Annotated in this window: 16 protein-coding genes; 6 read left to right on the forward strand and 10 right to left on the reverse strand. The window is 64.6% G+C overall.

Going from position 1 to position 16,984, the window contains the following annotated elements:
• Window position 1: 1 nt before the first annotated feature.
• A complete protein-coding gene (locus NCS67_RS04820) occupies window positions 2-1,513 on the reverse strand; it encodes an efflux transporter outer membrane subunit (RefSeq protein ID WP_034472078.1) in 1,512 nt (503 codons plus the stop codon).
• 167 nt (window positions 1,514-1,680) lie between these two features.
• Here NCS67_RS04820 and NCS67_RS04825 point away from each other — a divergent pair, with 167 nt between their 5' ends.
• Complete coding sequence (locus NCS67_RS04825; protein ID WP_008350353.1) at window positions 1,681-2,619, forward strand: LysR family transcriptional regulator; 939 nt, start codon at window positions 1,681-1,683, stop codon at window positions 2,617-2,619.
• A 125-nt stretch (window positions 2,620-2,744) separates the two neighbouring features.
• Window positions 2,745-2,903 (forward strand): hypothetical protein, encoded by a 159-nt coding sequence (locus NCS67_RS04830; RefSeq protein ID WP_244807928.1) that lies wholly within the window; start codon window positions 2,745-2,747, stop codon window positions 2,901-2,903.
• Between the two features lie 18 nt (window positions 2,904-2,921).
• On the opposite strand, the gene NCS67_RS04835 is transcribed toward NCS67_RS04830, so the two are convergent.
• The 5 genes from NCS67_RS04835 to wrbA all read right to left on the reverse strand — a co-directional run bounded on the left by NCS67_RS04835 (window position 2,922) and on the right by wrbA (window position 7,088).
• Window positions 2,922-3,632, reverse strand: a complete 711-nt coding sequence (locus tag NCS67_RS04835) for an SOS response-associated peptidase (protein WP_034472073.1) — start codon at window positions 3,630-3,632, stop codon at window positions 2,922-2,924.
• 28 nt (window positions 3,633-3,660) lie between these two features.
• Window positions 3,661-4,464, reverse strand: a complete 804-nt coding sequence (locus NCS67_RS04840) for a metallophosphoesterase (protein WP_008350349.1) — start codon at window positions 4,462-4,464, stop codon at window positions 3,661-3,663.
• Entirely contained in the window at window positions 4,461-5,915 is a 1,455-nt protein-coding gene (locus tag NCS67_RS04845; RefSeq protein WP_250434505.1) for an FAD-binding oxidoreductase, read from the reverse strand. The genes NCS67_RS04840 and NCS67_RS04845 overlap by 4 nt, the downstream gene beginning before the upstream one ends.
• 160 nt (window positions 5,916-6,075) lie before the next feature.
• Entirely contained in the window at window positions 6,076-6,471 is a 396-nt protein-coding gene (locus NCS67_RS04850) for a DUF2069 domain-containing protein (RefSeq protein ID WP_175979949.1), read from the reverse strand.
• A complete protein-coding gene (wrbA, locus tag NCS67_RS04855; RefSeq protein WP_250434507.1) occupies window positions 6,468-7,088 on the reverse strand; it encodes an NAD(P)H:quinone oxidoreductase in 621 nt (206 codons plus the stop codon). Before wrbA ends, NCS67_RS04850 begins: the two co-directional genes overlap by 4 nt.
• Before the next feature lie 94 nt (window positions 7,089-7,182).
• Between wrbA and NCS67_RS04860 the strand changes: the two genes are divergently transcribed.
• A complete protein-coding gene (locus NCS67_RS04860; protein ID WP_175979951.1) occupies window positions 7,183-8,490 on the forward strand; it encodes a YihY family inner membrane protein in 1,308 nt (435 codons plus the stop codon).
• Window positions 8,491-8,508: 18 nt separating this feature from the next.
• On the opposite strand, the gene NCS67_RS04865 is transcribed toward NCS67_RS04860, so the two are convergent.
• The 3 genes from NCS67_RS04865 to NCS67_RS04875 all read right to left on the reverse strand — a co-directional run bounded on the left by NCS67_RS04865 (window position 8,509) and on the right by NCS67_RS04875 (window position 11,129).
• Window positions 8,509-8,829 carry an Mpo1-like protein gene (locus tag NCS67_RS04865; protein ID WP_008350338.1) on the reverse strand — a complete coding sequence of 107 codons (321 nt, stop codon included), beginning with the start codon at window positions 8,827-8,829 and terminating at the stop codon, window positions 8,509-8,511.
• A gap of 123 nt (window positions 8,830-8,952) precedes the next feature.
• Complete coding sequence (locus NCS67_RS04870; RefSeq protein ID WP_175979952.1) at window positions 8,953-9,795, reverse strand: alpha/beta fold hydrolase; 843 nt, start codon at window positions 9,793-9,795, stop codon at window positions 8,953-8,955.
• Window positions 9,792-11,129, reverse strand: a complete 1,338-nt coding sequence (locus NCS67_RS04875; RefSeq protein ID WP_033537221.1) for an O-acetylhomoserine aminocarboxypropyltransferase — start codon at window positions 11,127-11,129, stop codon at window positions 9,792-9,794. The genes NCS67_RS04870 and NCS67_RS04875 overlap by 4 nt, the downstream gene beginning before the upstream one ends.
• A 249-nt stretch (window positions 11,130-11,378) precedes the next feature.
• Between NCS67_RS04875 and NCS67_RS04880 the strand changes: the two genes are divergently transcribed.
• From NCS67_RS04880 to aroC, 3 genes are all read left to right on the forward strand, one after another.
• Window positions 11,379-11,831 carry a CBS domain-containing protein gene (locus NCS67_RS04880; RefSeq protein WP_008350333.1) on the forward strand — a complete coding sequence of 151 codons (453 nt, stop codon included), beginning with the start codon at window positions 11,379-11,381 and terminating at the stop codon, window positions 11,829-11,831.
• A 183-nt stretch (window positions 11,832-12,014) separates the two neighbouring features.
• On the forward strand, window positions 12,015-13,955 hold the full coding sequence (locus NCS67_RS04885) for an MFS transporter (RefSeq protein ID WP_250434510.1): 1,941 nt from the start codon (window positions 12,015-12,017) through the stop codon (window positions 13,953-13,955).
• Between the two features lie 52 nt (window positions 13,956-14,007).
• Window positions 14,008-15,114, forward strand: a complete 1,107-nt coding sequence (gene aroC, locus NCS67_RS04890; RefSeq protein WP_034472056.1) for a chorismate synthase — start codon at window positions 14,008-14,010, stop codon at window positions 15,112-15,114.
• Window positions 15,115-15,156: 42 nt separating this feature from the next.
• On the opposite strand, the gene NCS67_RS04895 is transcribed toward aroC, so the two are convergent.
• Complete coding sequence (locus NCS67_RS04895) at window positions 15,157-16,830, reverse strand: electron transfer flavoprotein-ubiquinone oxidoreductase (RefSeq protein WP_008350326.1); 1,674 nt, start codon at window positions 16,828-16,830, stop codon at window positions 15,157-15,159.
• Between the last annotated feature and the right edge of the window lie 154 nt (window positions 16,831-16,984).

The following is a 16,984-nucleotide window of genomic DNA, read 5'->3' on the forward strand; positions in this document are numbered from 1 at the left end:
CTCAATCCCGTGCCTTGCTGAACGGCCCGATATGCTTCGACGGCGCGAGCGCGGTCTGCTGCGGCCCGTTCGACGGATCGTCGATGCCGCCGCCGAGCGCCGACGTCAACGTCGCGTAGGACGCGAGGCGTTGCGCGCGCACGCGCGCCTCGCCGTCCTGCGCCTTGAGCAATTGCGTCTGCGCGATCAGCACGTTCAGATAATCGGTGAGGCCGCGCTTGTAGCCTTCGTTCGCGAGATCGTAGTTCTTGCGCGCGGCGGCGACGGAGCGGCCCGACGCTTCGAGCTGCGTATCGAGCGAATGCACGCGCACGACCTGATCGGCGATGTCCTTGAGCGCGGCGACGAGCGTCGCGTTGTAATGATCGACGGCCTGATCGTATTGCGCCGATGCCGCGCCGAGCTGCGCGCGCAGGCGTCCGCCTTCGAAGATCGGCAGCGAGATCGCGGGGCCGAAGCTGTAGCCGGATGCGTCGCGCGTCAGGAACGAGAGCAGCGCGCCGCCCGCGAACGCCTGCGTCAGCGACGCAGCGAGATTGATGTTCGGATAGAACCCGGCCTTCGCGACATCGATGCCACGCGCTTGCGCGGCCACCATCCAGCGCGCCGCGACGATATCCGGCCGATGTCCGACGAGTTCCGCCGGCAGCGCGGAGGGCAGGGGGAGCGGCGTGGCGAGCGACAGGTCGGGACGCGTGAGCGCTTCGCCCGCGCCGGGGCCGTCGCCGGCGAGCGCCGCCAACTGGTTGCGCGCCAGTTGGATCTCTTCCTTGTAGACATCGACCTGACGTTCGTACTCGGGCAAGGGCGCTTCGGCCTGGCTGACTTCGAGCTGCGTGCCGAGCCCGCCTTTCAAACGTCGCCGCGCGAGATCCGCGATGCGCTCCTGCTGCGCGAGCGTCTGCTCCGCGATATCGAGCAGCGCGAACGACTGCGAAAAGCCGATATACGCGCGCACGACGTTCGTTTCGAGTTCGAGTTGCGCGGCGCGGGCATCGGCGGCGCGAACGTGTGCGACGTCCAGTGCGCGCTCGGCGTTGTTGTCGTCGCGATGCCAGAGATCGAGGTTGTACGACAGCGACAGGCCCGCGGTGTTGTCCCAGGTGGTCGTGTCGGCGTACGTGCCCGGGCCGTAGAAATCGTTGTTGGGCCAGTTCTTGCGAGCGATGCTCATCGAGCCGTCGACGTGCGGCAGCAACTCGGAGTGCGCGACGCCCGCCTGTTGCTGCGCTTCGCGCACGCGCGCCGCGGCCATCGCGAGCGTGGGGCTGCCGGCGGTCGCGCGTGCGATCCACGCGTCGAGTTGCGGGTCGCGATAGGCGCGCCACCATTGCTCGGCGGGCCATTGGGCGTCTGCGTTGGCGGCGCGAATGGCGCTGCCGGCATCGAGCGTCGCCGCGTCCGTGAGGGAATCCTGCGGCGCGATTTTGCCCCTGCTTGCGCATCCACCGATTGTTAATAGTGCTGCAAGAACGGCCGCGCCTGCAGCGCTTCTGGACAGTCGTCCCCGCACGATTCACTCCTAAAATGAATTAGATGCCAAGAAGCGATTATATTTTTGCGCAGATTGTCGAATAACCCGTAAGGATGCAAAGCATTTTTACGAGGGATGTGATAATCGTTGTTGTTACGCGTGTAACAATCCGAGTCACGAACGATTTTTAAGACGGAATTAGCGGCATGGACACGCTCCAGAACATGCGCGTATTTGTGCGGGTCGTGGAAGCGGGCAGCTTCACCGCGGCCGCGCAGCATCTGAACACGACGACGGCTTACGCATCGCGCGCCGTATCCGACCTCGAGGCGCACTTGCGCGCGCGCTTGCTGAACCGGACAACGCGGCGCATCGCGCTCACCGAAGCGGGCGAGCGCTATCTGCAACGCTGCGAGCAAATCCTCGCCTATGTCGATCAGGCGGAAGCCGAGGCCGGCGATGCGCACGCGCGTCCGTCCGGCAAGCTCAAGGTCCATTCGATGACGAGCTTCGGCCAGCACTACGTCGTGCCGATGATTTCGCGCTATCAGCAGCGGCATCCTTCGGTGCAGGTCGATCTGACGCTCGCGCAGCGCGTGCCCGATCTGCTCGACGAAGGCTACGACGTGTCGATCGTGCTCGCTTCCGATCTGCCGGATTCGGGTCTCGTGTCGGCGCGTCTCGGCTCGGTGTACAGCATCGCGTGCGCGTCGCCGGCGTACATCGAGAAGAACGGCGCGCCGCACGTGCTCTCCGATCTCGTGCGCCATACCTGCCTGCATCTGATGACGCCGGTGTTTCCGGCCGACCGCTGGGTTTTCGACGGCCCGAACGGTCAGGAGACGGTGAGTCTCGGGCCGTCCACGTTCACGGTCAACGTCGCCGAGGCGATGGTCGCCGCGATCCGCGAAAGCATGGGCATTGGCGTGCTGCCGACGTCGTCCGCGCTGCCGGGCTTGCGCGCGGGCACGCTCGTGCGCGTGCTGCCGCAATACACGATGCAGGAGTTGAACGTGTACGCGCTCTATCCGTCGCGGCAGTATCTCGATGCCAAGATCCGCACGTGGGTCGAGTTCCTGCGCGAGGCGCTGCCCGACACGCTCGCGGCCGACGCGGAATCGCTCAAGGAATTCGTCGTCGCCTGAACACCGGATGAAGCTGCGTTCAGTTACGAAAAAAGCCGCGGCGCAACACTTGCTTACTCACGATTTGTCCGCAGCTTGATACTTTCTGCACTGGTTCTCACGCATCTTTGACCGGGATAAGTCACATGAGTACGCCTCTTTTGCTCGCACTCGCCGCGCTTCTCGTCCTGATCGCCGTTCCGGCGTCGCGCGATCTGTTCAACGCCATGCGCGCGCAGTCGGAGCGCGAGGCGAAGCGGCGCCTGGTGCCGATCCGTATCGACGACGATCGGCCGCGGCGCTAAACGAACTTCACACAGCCTTCACAGCGAGGCTTCGAGCGGCTCGATGAGTCGCGGCTCATCATTGGTCGCGCGATTCACATCGGCCGATACGCGGTGCCAGACGAAGTGCGACGCCGGCACGCCGTCCGACTCGACGAGCGCCGCGAGATCGTCGGGCGACGCGTCCGGATCGAGCCAGCGGCGCGCGTTTGCCGGCGCGAACACGAGCGGACGCCGGTCATGCACGTCGACGAGTCCTTCGTCCGCCGCCGCCGTCACGATGACGAAGCCCGCGCCGGGCGCGGCAGCGTCGTCGTCGCGCATGATGCTCGTCAGCGCGGCGAGGTACATCGGCTCGCCGTCCGCGCGCTGAATGAAGTAGGGCTGCTTGAAAGGCTTCGCGGCGGGGTCTCCCGGGCGTGGCTCGATACGCCATTCGAACCAGCCATCGGCCGGCACGAGAATGCGCGCCTTCTTCCATAGATGCTTGAAATACGCGCTCGTCGCCGCCGTCTCGACGCGCGCGTTGATGGTCTGCGGCAGCTTCTTCTGAATCGCCCACGGCGGGCAATAGCCCCAATGCACCGCGCGGATGGTTTCGTCGGGATAGACGGCGAGCGGATGCGTGCCGGGCGACAGGTTATAGCCGGGACGCCTGTCGGCGGCATCGACCAGCACGAACGGATTTCTCAGATGCAGACGCTGCGCGTAATGCATCGGCAGTCGGTACTGGCTGATTCGGCCGCACATGGCGTTCCTCCGCAAAGTCCGCGACGTTTCAAATTTCGACGACCTTGTCCCACGCGAAATCCGGATTCTCCCACCGTTGCTCGCGGCGGCTGAAGTAGCCGCGCGGATTGCACACGACGCGCGTGCCGTCCACTTCGTAATCGAACGACGTATGCGTGTGGCCGTGAATCCACAACGACGCGGGCGCGCGCGCGAGCGACGGCAGATGATTAACGAAGCCCGCGGACACGAGATCTTCCGCGTAACGCGGCGCGAGGCTCTGGCGCATCGGCGCGTGGTGCGTGACGACGATCGTTTGCCCTGCGAACGGCTTCGCGAGTTCGCTCTCGAGCCATGCGCGCGACTGTTCGTGCAGCGCGAGGGAATCGTCCGGTGCGAATTCGCGCGGTTCGCCGTCCGGCTCGGGCCACGCGAGTTGAATGAGGCCCTTATAGTCGAGCATCACTTTCGTGCACGCGGCCTTGGCGTTTTCGATTTGCGCATCGCCGGAGCCGAACAGCGCGAAGTCGGTCCACAGCGTCGTGCCAAGCACGCGCCACGCGCCGCGCCGATCCACCAGCGACGCGTTGTTCAGATAGTGCACGTTGTCGACGCTGCGCGCGGCGTCCTGCATTGCCGCTTCCATCGCGCCGAACTCGGCGTCGTAGTATTCGTGATTGCCGGGCACGTAGACGACGGGCACGTCGGAATCGAAATTTTCCGCGGCCCAGCGCAAACCTTCGGCGTGGTTGTGAATGTCGCCAGCCAGCACGACGAGATCGGCCTCTGCATACGGAATCGCCAGCGGCTCGTCGCATTCGAGATGCAGGTCCGACAGCACGCGAATCTTCATGCGATGTTCTCCTTCGCGAGCGTCGCGTTCCAGCGCACGACCTTGCCGGGATTCATCAGGTTGTCCGGATCGAGCGCGGCCTTGATCGTCTGCATGAGACGGACTTCGACCGGCGACTTGTAGTGCATCGCTTCATCCACCTTCAACTGGCCGATGCCGTGCTCCGCGCTGATGCTGCCGCGGTGCCGGTGCACCTGGTCATACACGAGCGCGTTGATCGGCGTCTGGAATTCGCCGAGGAAGCGCTTTGGGTCGACGCCTTCGGGCGCCTGCACGTTGTAGTGCAGGTTGCCGTCGCCGAGATGGCCGAACGTCACCATGCGCACGCCGGGCACTGTCTTCGCGATGATCGCATCGGTTTCCTCGATGAACCGCCCGATGCTCGAAATGGGCACGGCGATGTCATGTTTGATGTTCAGACCTTCCTCGGCCTGCGCGAGCGGAATATGCTCGCGCAGATCCCAGAAAGCCTGCGACTGCGCGAGGTTTTCCGCGACGACGGCATCTTCCACGATGCCCTTCTCGAGCGCTTCTTCCATCAGCCGCTCGAAGAGGGCGCGGGCGTGCTCGTCGCTTTCGCTGTCGGAAAGTTCGAGCAGCACGGTTTGCGCGTGCGGTTCGCCGAACGGATAGCGCAGTTGCGGGAAATGCTTGCCGACGAGCCGCATCGAGAAATCGGACATCAGCTCGAAGCCGGTCAGAAGCGCGCCCGCGTGATGCTGCGCCAGCGAGAGAAAGTCGAGCGCGGCATGCGGCGAAGCGAGCCCGGCCAGCGCCGTGACCTTCGCGACCGGCGCGGGATGCAGCTTCATGACCGCCGCCGTGATGATGCCTAGCGTGCCTTCCGCCCCGATGAAGAGATCGCGCAGATCGTAGCCGGTGTTGTCCTTGCGCAGCCCGCGCAGGCCGTCCCAGATTTCGCCCTGCGGCGTCACGACTTCGAGGCCGAGACACAGCTCGCGCGTGTTGCCATAGCGCAGCACGCCGGTGCCGCCCGCGTTCGTCGAGAGATTGCCGCCGATGGTGCAGCTGCCTTCGGCGGCGAGACTCAACGGGAACAGCCGTTGCGCTTCTTCGGCGCGCGCCTGGATTTCGGCGAGCACGACGCCCGCTTCGACGGTGATCGTGTTGTTATGCGGATCGACGCCGCGCACGCGATTGAGCCGCTTCAGGCTGATGACGGCTTGCGCCCCGCTCGAATCTGGCGTTGCGCCGCCTGCGAGACCGGTGTTGCCGCCCTGCGGCACGATCGCGACGCGATGCTCGCGAGCGATCCGGACCACGGCCGCGACCTGCGCGGTATCGGCGGGCAGCAGCACGGCGCACGCAGTGCCGCGATAGCGCTTGCGCCAGTCGACGAGGTACGGCTCGGTATCGTAGGCGTCGGTCAGGACATGCGATGCACCGAGAGCGTCGGCGCACGCGGCGATGAAAGCTTGAGTGGCGGTCATGGGCAGATGGGCAAAGGATCCGGTAGAGCGTAGTGCACAGTATCGCGCAGGCGAGCGGCGCGCGACCCTCGTCCGAATGGCATAGGCACGCGCGCAGGGCGAGGTTTCATGCTACAAAGCATCACGTCCGGGCAGAACGCGGGCGAAAAAAGCGAACGTTTCAGCTTTTTTCCGCACGAGCGTTCAACCGGGCCGCGCGTTTGAAGGGTGCGACGTACGCGAGCGCGCAGACGAAGAACGCGAGGGCGAGCGCTGCTTCCAGCCAGGCGAGCGACGCGGGGAGGCGCGCATCGGTCATGCCGCGCACGATGCCTTCGGCGAAATACAGCAGCACGAGCATCGACGCCCATTGCAGCGTGTAGAGATTTTTGCGCGCGACGCCCGGCAGCGCGCACGCGAGCGGCAGCGCCTTCAGCGCGAGCGCCCATGCGCCCGGACGCAGCGGCGCGAGCCAGAGCTCCCAGACGAGCGCGAGCACGACGAGCGCCACGAGGCTCGCAAGCGCGCCCGATGCGAGCGCGCCGTTGGGACGTGCTGTGGAGATCGGCGTGGTCATGCGGAACGGGCGCCGCGCACGAGATTGAGCGCGGTGCGTGAGAGCCGTGCGCCGAGCGCGATTGCGAGCGCCTTCTCGTCGGCGGAAATGCCGTGCCGCTGATTTTCGTCGCCGCCCGCGCGGGCGTGATGAGACGCGCCGTAGGGCGTGCCGCCGCTTTGCGTCGTGGTGAGCCGCGATTCGGTGTACGGGATGCCGACGATCATCATGCCGTGGTGCAGCAGCGGCAGCATCATCGAAAGAAGCGTGCTTTCCTGGCCGCCGTGCAGGCTGCCGGTGGACGTGAACACGCTGGCAGGCTTGCCCGAAAGCGCGCCGGACAGCCATTGCGGCGTGGTGCCGTCGAGGAAGTACTTGAGCGGCGCGGCCATGTTGCCGAAGCGCGTAGGCGAGCCGAGCGCGAGGCCGGCGCATTCTTCGAGATCGCGCAATTCGGCGTAGGGCGGTCCGTCGGCGGGAATGTCGGGCTGGGTCGCTTCGCAGACCGCGGAAACCGGCGGCACGGTTCGCACACGCGACTGCATGCCGGCCACGCTATCGACGCCCTGGGCGATTGCGAGTGCGAGCTCGCGCGTCGCGCCGTGGCGGCTGTAGTAAAGCACGAGGATGTCGTTCATAAGGCTTTTTTAGTGAACGGCTATTATAGGTATTGGGTGATTTTCGTGGCGAGAAGCGGCTTTGCACGCGGGACGCCATGACGGGAGAACGCGTTTGCAGCACGTTTTTATCGATCTCGCGGCGGTCAGGCGTCTCGCCAGTTTTGTCGCGCGGCGCATCGGCGAAGACCGCGTCGCGCAAGTGGCGGGCAGCCTCACGTTCACGAGCGTGTTGTCGCTCGTGCCACTCGCCACGGTCGCGTTCGCGCTCTTCACCGCGTTCCCGATCTTTGGCTCCTTCCAGGCGTCGCTTCAGGACTTCCTCGCGGTGCACCTGATGCCGCCGCAGATCAACGATCAGATCTTCAAGTATCTGAACCAGTTCGCGTCGAAGGCGAAGGGGCTGACGACCGTCGGCATGATCATTCTGTTCGTGACCTCCGTCATGACGATGATGACGGTCGAGTCCGCGTTCAACGTGATCTGGCGCGTGAAGAAGGCGCGCCCGATCGCGCAGCGCGTGCTCGTCTACTGGTCGATCATCACGCTCGGGCCGATTCTCTTCGGCTGCAGCCTGTCGATCTCCTCGTACGTGTTCGCGCATTCGGTCGCGTTCGCGGGCTCGCACAACCTGATGCCGCCGATCGTCGAATGGGCGCTCACAGGCGTCTCGCTGCCGCTGACGGCGCTCGCCTTCACGTTCATCTACGTCTATATGCCGAACTGCAAGGTCGAATGGCGCGATGCGATCGTCGGCGGGCTGATCGCGGCCGTCGCGTTCGAACTCGGCAAGCGCGGCTTCGGCTATTACGTACGGCGCATTCCGACCTACACCGCCGTCTACGGCGCGTTCGCGGCGCTGCCGGTCTTTCTGCTGTGGGTGTATCTGTGCTGGATGTTCGCGCTCATCGGCGCGATGGTCACATCCGCGCTGCCTGCGATTCGCACGGGGCAATATCATCGGCGCGATTTTCCGGGTAGCGATCTGCTCGATGCACTCGAGATCCTCGCGCGGCTCGTCGAGGCGCGGGACGAGGGCAAGCCCGGCTACACGTCCTTGCAGCTTTCGACCCTGGCGCGCTGCGATCTCGATACGTCGACGAGGCTGATCGCGCGGCTCGACGCGCTCGGCTGGATCGGCAGGCTGGAGGATTCGCGCATGCCGCGTTATGTGCTGATCGCCAATCCGAATCAGATCACGGTGACGATGCTCTTCGAGCAGTTCGTGATCGATCGCGCGGAACTCGAATATCAACTGAAGCTGGATGCGGCGCAGGTCGACTGCGGCGCGCTGATGAACGCGCTGGATAACGAGAAGCTGGAAATCACGCTCGGCTCGCTGATCGCGGCACGCGCGTCTGCGCTGACGAGCGCGCGTCTGCGCGAGGTGCCGCGCTCGTCCATGCCGGAGCAGCCGGCCTGAGCCTTCGTTCGACGCATATCAAAGCGAGATTCTGCCGACGCAGATGTCCTTGAACATCACCCAGTCGCCCATCAGGCTGTAGATCGGGTGGCGAAACGTCGCGGGGCGGTTCTTCTCGAAAAAGAAATGGCCGATCCACGCGAAGCCGTAACCGCAGACGACGGCCGCGGGCAGCCAGAGCCAGTCGCCGGTTGCGATCGCCATCGCGAGGCAGCCGATCACGCCCAGCGATCCGATGAAGTGCAGCCTGCGCGACACCAGGTTGCGATGCTCTTCGAGGTAATAGGGATAAAACTCGGCGAAATTCGCGAAATGTTCACCATGTGCGGTGTGCGCCATGACGGCCTCCCTGATGATGCGTGCCGGTGTCTGAAGATTAGCCAGCAAGAATCATTCTGCGACTGCCAGTCGCGCCATGCAAGCAGCCACGGCGGGCTTGCGCGGCCCGCCGCACGCGCGTTTTCAGGCCGACGGCGCTTTCGCGCTGGCGCACGCGAGCGCGAAAGCGAACAGCGCATCGAGCGTCGCGTCGGGCTGCTCGGTCATGATCGCGTGGCCCGCATCGAGTTCCACGGTCTTCAAGGACGCGCCGGCTTTCCTGAAGGCATCGACGAGCGGACGGGCAGCGCGCGGCGGCGTCATCAGGTCGCGCTTGCCGCTCACGATGCACACCGGGCAACGCACGGCGGCCGCGCGTTCGAGCGCGTCGGCGTAGGTGTTGCAGGCGCTGAAATCGGTGTGAAAAAGCAGCGCTTCGCCGCGCAGGCTCACGCGTTCCATGAGCCGCTGATTCACGCCTTGCAGCCAGAAGCCCGGCGCGGGACTCGACGGCTTCGCGGCGATCGTCGAATGCGACCATTGGTTGACCATCGCGATGGCTTCGGGCTCGTGCTCGCGTGCGGCGTCGAGCAGCGTATCGGAGACGGCCATCGGCGCGGCCGTCGCGAGCAGGGCGAGACCCGCCGCGCGGTCGGGATAGCGGCCAGCGGCATCGAGTGCGATCAGCGAGCCCATGCTGTGGCCGACGAAGAGCGCTTGCTGCACGCCGGCCGCGTCGAGCACGGCGATGACCCAGTCGGCGAACTCGCCGATGGTCGAAAGCGCGGGACCGGCGCTTCTTCCGTGACTTGGCAGATCGAGCGCCAGCACGCCGAAACCGTGATGCGCGAAATAGCGCGTCTGCAAGGCCCAGACGCTGTGATCGTGTTCCGCGCCGTGAATGAACACCACGGCGGGGCGCGTCGCGTCGAAAGGCTTGCCGCCGGTGTAGGCATAGGCCGCGCGGCCGTGGACGTCGAGGATCATGCGCGGCTCCCGAGCGGCGCGGCGGCGCTCGCGTCCGGAGCGCTTTCTGCCGCTTTCTGCGCGGCTTTCAGCGCGCGCTTGAGATCGTCGATGAGATCGTCGGGATCTTCCAGTCCGATCGACAGACGGATGCGCCCCGGCCCGATGCCCGCAGCTTCGAGCGCGGCGGCATCCATGCGGAAGTGCGTCGTCGATGCTGGATGAATCACGAGCGAGCGCGCATCGCCGACGTTCGCGAGATGCGAAAACAGCGTGAGCGTTTCGATGAACTTGCGCGCCGCCGGCACGCCGCCCTTCAGATCGAAGCTGAAGACCGCGCCGGCGCCGCGCGGCAAGAGACGTCCGGCGAGCGCGTGATCGCGATGCGTCGGCAGTTCGGGATAGGCCACGCCTTCCACTGCCGGCGAACTCAGCAGGAACTCGATCACCTTGCGCGTGTTCGCGACATGCCGATCCATGCGTAGCGGCAAGGTTTCGATGCCTTGTAGCAGTTGCCACGCCGCCTGCGGATGCAGACACGCGCCGAAATCGCGCAAGCCTTCGCGCCGCGCGCGCAACAGGAACGGCGCGACGGTGCTCTCTTCGGCGAACACCATGCCGTGAAAGCCGTCGTAAGGCTCGGTGAACTCGGGGAAGCGTCCGCTCGCGGTGAAATCGAACGTGCCGCCGTCGACGAGCACGCCGCCGATCGTCGTCCCATGTCCGCCGAGAAACTTGGTCGCGGAGTGATAGACGAGATCCGCGCCGTGCTCGAACGGACGCAGCAGATACGGCGTCGTGAACGTGGAATCGACGAGCAGCGGCACGGCGTGCTCGTGCGCGATTTCCGCGACGCCCGCAATGTCGAGCACGTCGAGCCCCGGATTGCCGAGCGTTTCGCCGAAGAAAAGCCGCGTGTTCGGCCGTGCCGCCGCGCGCCATGCATCGAGATCGTGCGGCTTCACGAATGTCGTCTCGATGCCGAAGCGCCGCAGCGTGTAATGCAGCAGATTGTGCGAGCCGCCGTAGAGCGCGCTGGACGCGACGATGTGCGAGCCCGCGCCCATCAGCGTCGCGATCGCGAGATGCAGCGCGGCCTGGCCGCTCGCCGTGCCGATGGCGCCGACGCCGCCTTCGAGCGCCGCGACGCGCTCCTCGAACACCGCGACGGTCGGATTCGAGATGCGCGAGTACACGTGCCCCGAGCGCTCCATGTTGAAGAGCGCGGCGGCGTGATCGCTGTCGCGAAAGGTGAACGACGTCGTCTGATAAATCGGCGTCGCGCGCGCGCCGGTGACGGGATCGGGCGCGGCGCCCGCGTGCAGCGCGAGCGTGTCGAAACGGTTGGCTGGCATCATAGGCGGCCGGCGCGCGAGACGGCCGGCGTGCGGCGAAAATGAGGGTCAATCATCCTAACATCGGATGCGCGCGCCCAAACCTAGGGCGAACGCGCGGCCTTCGATCGCGCAAAGCCTTGTCCGTTCGGCCAATGCGGGCGAACCGTCGTCCCGTTCGCTTTCCTTTTGCGGGCCTTTCCGATAGCATCGGCCTATGGTTTCATCATCGTTCGGCCAATCGAACAGGCATTTCGCTAGGAGACAGTCATGCGAGTCAGCGACATTCTGAAAGTTAAGGGCAACACGCTGTTCACCGTGACACCGGACACGCCGCTCTCCGACGCAATCGACACGATGGCCGCGCACGATATCGGCTCGCTCGTCGTCATGGAGTACGGCGATCTGGTCGGCATGCTGACTTTCCGCGAAATCATCCTGACGTTGCACAACAATGGCGGCTCGGTCGGCGCGACGACCATCCGCAAGGTCATGGACGACCATCCGCTCACCTGCACGCCCGAAACGGACGTAAACGAAGTGCGCCGCATGATGCTCGAACATCACGTGCGCTATCTGCCGGTCATGGAAAAGCGTCAGTTGATGGGCGTCATCTCGTTTTATGACGTCGCCAAGGCGGTCGTCGAAGAGCAGGGTTTCGAAAATCGCATGCTGAAGGCGTATATCCGCGACTGGCCGGAGCAGCAGGAAGAAGCACGCTGAGCATGTCGATGTCGCGAGGCGTCGCGCTTCGCGTGCATCGGACCCACCGAAGCGCGCCCTCATGGCGCGCTTTTTTACGTCTGGCCCAAGTGGGAGGGTTAGCATTTCGCCCGGTTTCCCTTCCATTCGGATTCGACCGCGGACATTGCGCGATCAACGCCGAACTCAACTATTGCGCAAGACATGAGTGACAAACCGCTGCGCGCCTCGCCGCGCGCTTCCCGACGTTCCCAAGCCGAAGGCGACGGGCAGTTTCGCCTGTTGCGCGAGCGCCGTTTCGCGCCGTTCTTCTGGACGCAGTTCCTCGGCGCAATGAACGACAACGTCTTCAAGGTCGGCTTCACGTCGCTCGTGACGTTTCAGGCCGCGCGCTTCTCCGGCGTCGATCCGAAGACCGCCGCGTTTCTCATTTCCGCGATTTTCATCGTGCCGTTCTTGCTGTTCTCCGCGACGTCCGGCCAGATCGCCGACAAGTACGACAAGGCCGTGCTCGCGCGGCTCGTGAAGAGCTTCGAGATCGTCGTGATGCTGATCGGCGGCGCGGGTTTTCTGCTGCACAGCGCGCCGCTGCTTTACGCGTGCACGTTTTTGATGGGCGTGCATTCGACCGTCTTCGGCCCCGTCAAATACGCGTATCTGCCGCAGCATCTCGATTCGCATGAACTCGTCGGCGGCAACGGACTCGTCGAGATGGGCACCTTCGTCGCGATCCTGATCGGCACGATCATCGGCGGGGCGGCGGCGGGCGCGTCGGAACACGGCGCGATGCTCCTCGCGATCGCGTGCATCGCGTTCGCGATCGTCGGGCGCGTAGCGTCGGCGTTCGTGCCGAAGTCGGATGCATCGCAGCCGGACTTGCGCATCAACTGGAATCCGGTCTCGGAGACATGGCGCAATCTGAAGCTCGCGAAGCAGGACCGCACGGTGTTTCTGAGCCTGCTCGGCATTTCGTGGCTGTGGTTCGTCGGCGCAACCTTTCTCACATCGTTCTTCAATTTCGCGAAGGACGTGCTTTCCGCCGATCCCGACGTCGTGACCATCCTTCTCGCGACGTTTTCCATCGGCATCGGCACGGGATCGCTACTGTGCGAGCGGCTTTCGAAGCGGCGCGTCGAGATCGGGCTCGTGCCGCTCGGCTCGATCGGCATCAGCGTGTTCGCGATCGATTTGTTCTTCGCGAGCCATCGCATCGCGCCGGCCGGGCATCTGCTCAACGTCGGCGAATTCCTGATGACGCTGTCGCACTGGCGCATTCTCGCGGATCTCTTTCTGCTCGCCATGTTCGGCGGCTTCTACAGCGTGCCGCTCTACGCGCTGATCCAGGCGCGCAGTCAGCCGACTCATCGCGCGCGCATCATCGCGGCGAACAACATCCTCAATTCGTTTTTCATGATCGTGTCGGCGCTGATGGCGCTTGCGCTTACGTCGTTGGGCGTCGGCATTCCGGGACTCTTTCTGACGACCGCGCTGCTCAATGTCGTCGTCGCGGTCTATATCTATTCGCTGGTGCCGGAGTTCTTGCTGCGCTTCATCGCGTGGATTCTGGTGCACACGTTCTATCGGATCCGTCTCGTCGACGCCGAGCGCATCCCGGCGCATGGCGCGGCCGTGCTCGTGTGCAATCACGTGAGCTTCGTCGATGCGGTCGTCATCATGGCCGAAAGTCCGCGGCCGATTCGCTTCGTGATGGATCACCGCATCTTTCGCACGCCGTTCGTCGGCTGGATGTTCCGGCATGTGAAGGCGATTCCGATCGCGCCCGCACACGAGGACGCCGACATGCTCGAACGCGCGTACGCCGCCTGCACGCGGGCTTTGGATGACGGCGATCTCGTCTGCATCTTTCCCGAAGGCAAGCTGACGCGCACGGGGGATATCAATCCGTTCCGGCACGGCATCTCGGAGATTCTGCGGCGCCATCCGGCGCCCGTCGTGCCGATGGCGCTGCGCGGTCTGTGGGGCAGCGTGTTCTCGCGCCACGAAGATGCGCAATGGCCGCGTCCGATCCAGCGTGGGGCGATGACGCGGCTGACGCTCGCGGTCGGCGAACCGATCGCGCCAGAGGACGCGACGCCCGCGCATCTGCAGGAAGCCGTGTCGGTCTTGCGCGGCGCGCGGCGGTAGACGGCGCTGGCATAATAGCGGTTTCCCCGACACTTTTCTCAGGTCGACGCTCATGTCCGGCAATACCCTTGGCACGCTCTTCACCGTCACGAATTTCGGCGAGTCGCACGGTCCGGCGATCGGCTGCGTGATCGATGGTTGCCCGCCGGGCATGGCGCTCAGCGAAGCCGATATTCAGATCGAACTCGACCGGCGCCGCCCCGGCACGTCGCGTCACGTCACGCAGCGGCAGGAAGCGGATCAGGTCGAGATTCTTTCCGGCGTGTTCGAGGGCGTGACGACCGGCACGCCGATCGCGCTCCTGATCCGCAATACCGATCAGCGCAGCAAGGACTACGGCAACATCGCGCAGACCTTCCGTCCTGGTCACGCGGACTACACCTATTGGCAGAAGTACGGCGTGCGCGACTATCGCGGCGGTGGCCGGTCATCGGCGCGTCTGACCGCGCCGACCGTCGCCGCCGGCGCGGTTGCGAAGAAGTGGTTGCGTGAGAAGTTCGGTCTCGAAACGCACGGCCGCATGAGCGCGCTCGGGGAAATCGACATTCCGTTCGTCGACTGGCGCCACGTGCCCGAGAATCCGTTTTTCTCGGCGAACGAAGCAATCGTGCCGCAGCTCGAGGAATACATGGACAACCTGCGTCGCGACGGCGATTCGGTCGGTGCGCGCATCGAAGTCGTCGCGACGGGCGTGCCGGTCGGTCTCGGCGAGCCGCTTTACGATCGCCTGGACGCCGATATCGCCCACGCGATGATGGGCCTGAACGCCGTGAAGGCCGTCGAGATCGGCGCGGGCTTCGCGAGCGTCGCGCAACGCGGCTCGCAGCACGGCGACGAAATGACGCCCGAAGGCTTCGCGACGAACAATGCGGGCGGCATCCTCGGCGGCATTTCGAGCGGGCAGGACATCACGGTGTCGATCGCCATCAAGCCGACGTCGAGCATCCGCACGCCGCGTCAGTCGATCGACAAGGACGGCGCCAGTGCGACGGTCGAGACCTTCGGCCGTCACGATCCGTGCGTCGGCATCCGCGCGACGCCGATCGCCGAAGCGCTGCTCGCGCTGGTGCTGATGGATCACGCGCTGCGGCATCGTGCGCAATGCGGCGATGTGGTCGTCGGAACGCCGAAGATCGCGGCTCAAGCGCCGTCGAAATAAAAGAAAAGGGCGCCGATTTGGCGCCCTTTGTCGTTTCAGACCTCACATGTTCGGATAGTTCGGCCCGCCGCCGCCTTCCGGCGTAACCCAGACGATGTTCTGCGTCGGATCCTTGATGTCGCAGGTCTTGCAATGCACGCAGTTCTGCGCGTTGATCTGCAGGCGCTCGTTGCCGTCGTCCGACTTGACGAACTCGTACACGGCGGCGGGGCAGTAGCGGCTTTCAGGACCGGCATACGTGCGCAGGTTCACGTTGACCGGCACGCTCGGATCCTTGAGCGTCAGATGCGGGGGCTGATTCTCTTCGTGGTTCGTGTTCGAGATGAACACCGACGAGAGACGGTCGAATGTGAGCTTGCCGTCCGGCTTCGGATAGACGATCGGCTTGCATTGCGACGCCGGCTTCAGCATCTCGTGATCCCAGTGCTGATGATGCAGCGTCCACGGCACGTTGCCGCCCATCACCTTTTGCTCCAGACCGACCATGAACGTGCCGAGGTACAGACCCTTGCTCATCCACTGCTTGAAGTTGCGCGCGCGGTAGAGTTCGGTCTTGAGCCACGAGCTGTCGAACGCTTCGGGATAGGCCGTGAGTTCGTCGTTCTGGCGGCCCGCCTGAACGGCTTCGAACGCGGCTTCGGCGGCCATCTTGCCGGACTTGATCGCCGCGTGGCTGCCCTTGATGCGCGATGCGTTGAGGAAACCCGCGTCGTCGCCGGCAAGCGCGCCGCCCGGAAACGCGAGCTTCGGCAGCGACATCAGGCCGCCGGCTGTGATCGCGCGCGCGCCGTAGGAAATGCGCTTGCCGCCTTCGAGGAACGCGCGGATCGACGGATGCGTCTTGTAGCGCTGGAATTCCTCGAATGGCGACAGATACGGATTCGAATACCCGAGCCCGACGACGAAGCCGACCACCACCTGATTGTTGTCCATGTGGTAGAGGAACGAACCGCCGTAGGTGTCGGGTTCCAGCGGCCAGCCGGCCGTGTGGATCACGAGACCGGGCTTGTGCTTGACCGGGTCGATTTCCCACAATTCCTTGATGCCGATGCCGTACACCTGCGGATCGGCATTCTTGTTGAGCTTGAATTTCTCGATGAGCTGACGGCCCAGATGCCCGCGCGCGCCTTCGCAGAAAAGCGTGTATTTCGCGTGCAGTTCCATGCCGAGCTGAAAATTCTCCGTCGGCTCGCCGTCCTTGCCGACACCCATGTTGCCGGTGACGACGCCGCGCACCGAGCCGTCGTCCGCATACAAGACTTCGGCGGCCGGAAAGCCCGGGAAGATCTCGACGCCCACGGCCTCGGCCTGCTGGCCGAGCCAGCGCGTGACGTTGGCGAGCGATATGACGTAATTGCCGTGATTCTTGAAATTGTCGGGGAGAAGCCAGTTCGGCACCTGCTTCGCGTCGTTTTGCGACAGGAACAGGAACCGGTCTTCGGTCACTTCGACGTCGAGCGGCGCGCCTTTTTCCTTCCAGTCGGGAATGAGCTCGGACAGGCCGCGCGGATCCATGACCGCGCCGGACAGGATGTGCGCGCCGATCTCGGAGCCTTTCTCCAGGACGCACACGCCGATCTCGACGCCTTTTTCTTCCGCCAGTTGCTTCAACCGGATGGCCGCCGACAAACCGGCTGGTCCGCCGCCGACGATCACGACGTCGTATTCCATCGATTCGCGGGGACCGTATTGCTCGATGAGGCTCGCCGGGGTCATCAATGCTCCTATGTGCCGTTAGAATGCCCTTTCGGGATCGCGTATTTTCAGGGAAGGTGAAGCGGGCCGCAACCAAAGCTCGCTAATTTAGCACGATCGTACTATTATTCACGACACCCGCGCTATCGGTGTTGACGCTTATTGCCCGCATCGG

Origin of the sequence: Caballeronia sp. ATUFL_F2_KS9A, assembly GCF_023630765.1 — a bacterium.
Classification (GTDB): Bacteria; Pseudomonadota; Gammaproteobacteria; order Burkholderiales; family Burkholderiaceae; genus Caballeronia; species Caballeronia zhejiangensis.